The 5525-nt window shown below is 54.0% G+C and carries 9 protein-coding genes; all 9 read right to left on the bottom strand.

The window, feature by feature from the left end; translation table 11 throughout:
* Positions 1 to 1024 (bottom strand): S41 family peptidase (locus VI25_RS20740; RefSeq protein WP_152981737.1); only part of this gene is annotated, 1024 nt, incomplete at its 3' end.
* A 390-nt stretch (positions 1025 to 1414) separates the two neighbouring features.
* Positions 1415 to 1651: a hypothetical protein gene (locus tag VI25_RS20735; protein ID WP_055562807.1), complete on the bottom strand. Its 237-nt coding sequence runs from the start codon at positions 1649 to 1651 to the stop codon at positions 1415 to 1417.
* A gap of 9 nt (positions 1652 to 1660) precedes the next feature.
* A complete protein-coding gene (locus VI25_RS25345; protein ID WP_045690349.1) occupies positions 1661 to 1894 on the bottom strand; it encodes a hypothetical protein in 234 nt (77 codons plus the stop codon).
* A 106-nt stretch (positions 1895 to 2000) separates the two neighbouring features.
* Positions 2001 to 2303, bottom strand: a complete 303-nt coding sequence (locus VI25_RS20725) for a hypothetical protein (protein ID WP_152981736.1) — start codon at positions 2301 to 2303, stop codon at positions 2001 to 2003.
* Between the two features lie 199 nt (positions 2304 to 2502).
* Entirely contained in the window at positions 2503 to 2850 is a 348-nt protein-coding gene (locus VI25_RS20720; RefSeq protein ID WP_045690347.1) for a hypothetical protein, read from the bottom strand.
* Between the two features lie 340 nt (positions 2851 to 3190).
* A complete protein-coding gene (locus VI25_RS20715; RefSeq protein ID WP_045690346.1) occupies positions 3191 to 3454 on the bottom strand; it encodes a hypothetical protein in 264 nt (87 codons plus the stop codon).
* Between the two features lie 5 nt (positions 3455 to 3459).
* On the bottom strand, positions 3460 to 3870 hold the full coding sequence (locus VI25_RS20710; protein WP_045690345.1) for a DUF2809 domain-containing protein: 411 nt from the start codon (positions 3868 to 3870) through the stop codon (positions 3460 to 3462).
* Positions 3871 to 4234: 364 nt separating this feature from the next.
* Positions 4235 to 4624: a hypothetical protein gene (locus tag VI25_RS20705; protein ID WP_045690344.1), complete on the bottom strand. Its 390-nt coding sequence runs from the start codon at positions 4622 to 4624 to the stop codon at positions 4235 to 4237.
* Positions 4625 to 4707: 83 nt separating this feature from the next.
* Positions 4708 to 5190 (bottom strand): hypothetical protein, encoded by a 483-nt coding sequence (locus VI25_RS20700; RefSeq protein ID WP_236705171.1) that lies wholly within the window; start codon positions 5188 to 5190, stop codon positions 4708 to 4710.
* Positions 5191 to 5525: the final 335 nt, after the last annotated feature.

Here is a 5525-nt window from a genome sequence, read left to right as displayed (position 1 = left end):
TGGTAGAGGTAGCCCACCAAGGCAGTACAGCGGAGAAGGTCCCCCCGTTAGTGAGTACGTACAGCGGGCCAAGGTAAGGCTGGCCCGCCGCCGGCTGCTGGGGAGCGTCGCCTGCATATTCCGGTTTAAGTAGTAGGGTCGTGTCGTTGCGCAAAAACTGGTTGGGGTTCGCAAGGAAGGCTTTGATGTCGTCGCTGGCGTTGCGCAGGTAAGGCAACGTGGTAAATCGCCGGCCAGCGACTCGGTCGTGGCCTGGGCCCTGGAACGGCTGGTTCGTCAGGCGGGCAAACAAGTACTCGGCGTACCCGTCGCCGCCGCCTTCGTTGCCGCGCAAGTCCAGAATTACGTGACGGGTACCGCGTCGTTGTACGTCGGCCAGCACGCTGTCGATAAACGGCTCGAAAGGGGTCTTAAAATTTTCCACGAAGCCTTTGTAAAAGCTACCTGCCTTGACGTATCCTACGCCCGGGGCCAGGGTTGCTTGGTACACCAACGGCTTATCGAAGTAGCTCAGGCTTTTGCCGGCGCGCTGCTGATACACCTGCGCAAGTTGAGCCGGCGCTTGCCCGCTCACACGTACGGACTGCCTCGCACCGCGGAGTTTCAAAGTAAAGCTGGCCGCTTCCGGATGCAGCAGTTGGTAGAGGAAATGGAAGTTGTAGTATTCATACAGTTGGTAATCTTTGAAGGTGGTATTACGTCCATCAGCTGGTATGTAGCGCCGCATGGCCTTGAGCAACGCTGGCACGGCTAGTCCGTTGATGGCCTGTATTTCGGCCCCAGCGGGCACCACGTTCTCAGGGCTACAGTCCTGTAGGGCGTACAGGCGGCCGCTGATGAGGCGTACCCGCAGGGGTAAGTAGCGTTGCCCGGGTTGCAGAATATTCGCGCGGAAGTCGGCAAAGCGCTCCGGCAGGCTGATACGGCTGTGCCCGTGGTGCGCAGGGTAAGCAAGTAGCGCAGCTTTAAGTAATAGGCCTCCCGCGTAGCCCCGGCGCGGAAGGTGCGGGCTATGCTGTCGCACTGATGCTCGAAATAAGGCTTCTGCACGTAATAGTACAAGCCACCGTGGCTCTCGCTTAATCCTGTACGAAACAGGACCAAGTCTTCTTGCTGCTGAGCTAGGGAAAGGAAAACGGCTTGCGCCAGCAGTTCTGGGTTGGGCCAGAACCACCCTAGCAGGGCGCCAATAAATAATAGAAGGAAGCGATGCAGCATGGCGTTATAGAAATCAAAAATTAATAAAAGTGGTGGAGTAAAGCTATGTTAGGGAGGCGTGAACTAACGCATAAACGCTTCTTCTCTCCCTTCAAAAAAGCTTTTCTTCCGGTGCAAGCGGCCACTGGCCACCTTCCCCTTACAGGAGCCCTCGGGCCAGTGAAAACTGCAGTGCCGCAGCGGTGCGCTATTCACGCTACTTGCTGGTGGCCAGCTCCGCCAGCTTGGCGTTAGCTTCCGCCAACTGCTGGGCTGCCTGCTGGTTGAGCGCTCCAACTCCCGCTGCAGGTGCACCCCGCTGTTCACGTACCAGGCATTCTTGCTTACCGCCAGCGGCGTGTGCACGACCGGGGCCACGGCCTGCGCCAACTGCTCCTACTGGTCTTCTGCGGCCCATAGTAGTGGTGTACGTCACCCATCCGTAGGGTGCCATAGCCTTGGCCTAGTCGGTTTGGCGCTGGCGCAGGGCTGTGGAGCTGAATAAGTCTTGGGCCGAGAGCCGCTCCCAGGCCTCTACCTTCTCTCCCTGGTGCAGGCGCTGCTCTTGGGTGACGGGCACGACGATTGCGTGCAGTCGGGGGCCCTCTTCCTGGTGAAGCATGCACCCCAGCGCGTTTTTCTTCTCGTAGCGCTGCTGCAAAAAGGCTAGATTATGAATTGTAGGCAGTAGTGTCACGGAACTCCCTCCACCGTGTATGCACTTCCCGCTAGCTAGCGCTGCCGCCGGACTTAGAGGATGAAAGGCGTAAATTCAAGCTCACTCAAATATGAGATCCTGATCACTATTTACTTTGTAGTCCTACTACATCACTTTTTAAAACTTCTGACTCTTTATATTGCGGGGCTAGTAGGAGTCGTGCATGGTTGGCGTTTTCCGAGTCACCCTCGAACGCTAGGGATTCAAGAAAGGCTACATACAACGCGTTTTCGGTGCTACTATCGACCTTCTCCACCGTCTGCTGAAAGTAGTTGATAATGCGAGCCACTTCTAGGCGACCTTTCGACAAAGAGTTGTTGGCATAACAAGCTAAAGAGCCTATCTGGAGATGGAATAATCCTTCGTCCTCTAAGACGTGCTCTGCCACAGCAGGGAGTCGCTCGACTAAACCGGCTAAGAACTGTGCTCGCGTGAGCTCGGGCGGAGTGAGTTTTACCGTTCTCATGCCACCAAAATAGGGCAACTACAAGATCTGCTGAATAAGGCCTGATAAATGCTGTGGGGGCTTACCAGGCCCTATCCAAACGCCATACTTGTATATAGTAGCGCTAAGATGAGCAGGAGTCCTAAAGTGTTTGCTCGTACAGCGCATTCCACGTCGCCGCAAATGGGTACTCGTTTTGTGGCTCGAATTCCTTGAGCGAGAACACGCGGTCGGAGTCGGTCCACATGCCCATGTTGCGGTCGGTTGGGGCAAAGAGAATCGGTCGGTGCTGCGCGTTAAACCCGATTTCCCGTTCTGCCCACCCATCGTCGTCTACTTCCACCAACCAGTACGCCACCTCCTGCGCACGCCGGTGGTAGTCGGGACTGCCTTGCGGCAACACGCGACGCAGCACCCATACCAGTGCCCGCAGGAAGAAGCCCCCTTTATCCCACTGGCCTTGTTGCTCCGGTACGTAAAGAATATGCATCGTCTGGCTAGTAAAATTTGACTAGAACTAAACTTGGAAGTTTAAGAAACCCGTCTACGAGTCAAAGCTTACATACTAGGTCGCGGAATGCGTTTCGTAAACCCTGAAAATGAAGCTTGATCCCCGCTAAAGTACCACAACTCGAGAGCAGGGGCCGTGAAGCAAATATCCGCACCGATTCCGAAGACTTATGAGAACTCTAGTTATGTTAAGGAACACTACCCAGAAGGGCATCGCACTATGGGCACTTTCCTACTTCCCCTAAAATCCTATTCACCGAGTTCTATTCGACGTAGCAACCAAAAAGTAGCGTACCCGTCTACTTGCCAAAAACGCGCTCTTAAATGCTCTTGCGCGCTGGCTCGGCCTTATAGAAGGGCATCACCTTCTTTTTGATTAGGTCAAGAAAATACTGGCACGCCTGCGCTTCGTTGTCAAAAGAAGCTATCCGGTTCATGTTGCCTCTCTCGCTGTAATACACCTCCCATCCTGAACCTCTACTGTCAAGGCAGTAGGCTTCGTTGGGTAGCCCGCCTGCTAAGCTGTAAGCATGGGCTGGGGCGCCGATGGTAGCAAGGGCTTGTTGCAACCCATGTGTAGTCATTCAGTTCAAAGTAACGGTGGTTTTACTAAACCTGGTTGCTTCTCCTGGCGGGAGTGCTTTCTTCGTTCGACCCACAGCACGAGGCCTGTACCGACCCCATACGCCAGCACGTCTGCCCAGGCAAAGCCCCTGCCCAGGATCAGGTTGGCCAGCAGCGAGTGCTCCAGGCCGAGCCAGTGAATAAAATGGACTGCTTGCAGGCCTTCGATTACGAGAGCAAACAGCAGGACCGCACCTACCACGCGCCAGGGGAACGCCTGCCGAAAACTGCATAGAAAGCAATACAGCAGCCCGACGACTAGCACATCCCCGCCATAGGGACGAAGCCAGCGGTCATGGGCCAGGGCAGCAATGAGGATCTCCACCGCTAGCAGCAGCAGCAAGAGCCGGAAATAAGAGCGGTCAAAGCGCCACATAGTTCCGACAAGATAGTGTTCTGCTCAGAACATACCACCCTCGCGCTACCGCTCAGGTCTAGGATAGCCTTGCCTTCTTCTTAAGCCACCACATAACTCAACCTGCCGCTAGAGCCGGAAACTCCGTGCCTGATAGCCCGCTAGTGCCTCCACCAGACCGAGCAGCCGCACCGCCGTCGCGGTGGAGTAGGCAGCTAGCAAGTCGTTATCACGTCTAAGAAACGAGCCTTTGTAAAATGACAATTGGGGGGAAGCTCTCCAAACGCGAAGTAGCTAAGTAAATCAACAAAGCGGCGGTCCTATCTGACGGGTAGTTTACGAAGCGTAGTACGATCCAACAAGTGAAGCATCCGTAGCCCTAGCCTTATCGAATACATAAGAACCGGTCGCCAACCGAATGCCCTTCGAAATAGGCCACCTTACCCGGTATAAAGGAGAGCAGGGTCGTGTTACTCTCTCCCACAACGGCTTCTAATGCTTCGGCAATGGACATGGTCTGCTTATGCAATGGTTCGTAAGCGGAAAGCACATAACAGGCTGTCAAGTGATAGGGGGTGATCGCTTGCCGCACGAAGGCGATATCTTGTTGCTTACTGCCTTTTGGCAGGTGGATACAATAGCGCAGATCTAAGCGGCGGGATAAGTTATCCAGACCAAGCATGGGATTGCCTTTCTGGAGCGGTTGGCTCGCTTCCGTACTTTGGTAGCATTTGGCCAGAAACAAGGTTAGAAACGCTTGGAGATGATCCGGCATAGGAGTGTAAAGAAGCCGTTTAGAATAGTTACGTAGCTCGTAACGTCCGAGAGAGCGCCGTTTCTTTAACGTTACGAGCTGGTTTACTCTTTTAATTCTGCTGTCAACCGTTCTGCTCCTTCTAGTAAGTCAGTCACTAACGCTTGGTCATAGGGCATGCTAACCAGTTGTTTCAGCCGATCTGCTAAGGCAACCAGCGCGCCCATATGCGTTTCAATCGGCGGGGAGTAGGTAACTCCCCCTTGCAGCCCAATGCCCGGTTGAAAAGTGCTAAAGGTGAATGTGGTGCGATCGAAGACTAACCGCCGAATGGGTCCCGGGTATTTGGTCTGGGCAATGGCGGCATTAAACAACCGGGCGATAGCGGTGGCCAAGGCGGGACTTACCGCTACTTTTTTGGTCGTGATAGCGACTGCTGTACCCTTGCGGGCCAACGTAATCCACAAGTTGGCCTGGCAGACTTGGTAGGTTAAATAGTACTCCCCTGCTTGTTGATCAATAGACACAACGTATTCGGGGGCAAACGGAGGCTGCACCACCATGCGCGCTGTGGGGGAGTCGCTCAAGTCTGCGTACAATATCTCTCGTAGTTTGGGATAGTAACCCGCCACGAAGGCAGGGCCAACTAAATAACCCTCCGATGGCTGTAAGTGGTCATCCGATTGAAAACTTGGCCAAGATTCTTCTCCTACTGTACCCGCCTTCCCAGCATTCTCCTTGTTGCTTGGCTGTTGCGCTTGCACAATCACCGGACAGAGCCAACCGCACACAATCCAGAACAGAAACCAAAGCCAAGGATAAAGCATGGTGGATAGTTACAGAGATGCAAAAAAACAGTGCATTGAATTGGCATGCAAAGAATACACCTAATTTCAAGGGTGCACTCATAAATACTCTTATG

It is taken from the genome of Hymenobacter sp. AT01-02 (assembly GCF_000961955.2).
GTDB classification, from domain to species: domain Bacteria; phylum Bacteroidota; class Bacteroidia; order Cytophagales; family Hymenobacteraceae; genus Hymenobacter; species Hymenobacter mucosus.
Note: the sequence above shows the minus strand (reverse complement) of the source record. Positions and strands in the feature narration are given on the sequence as shown.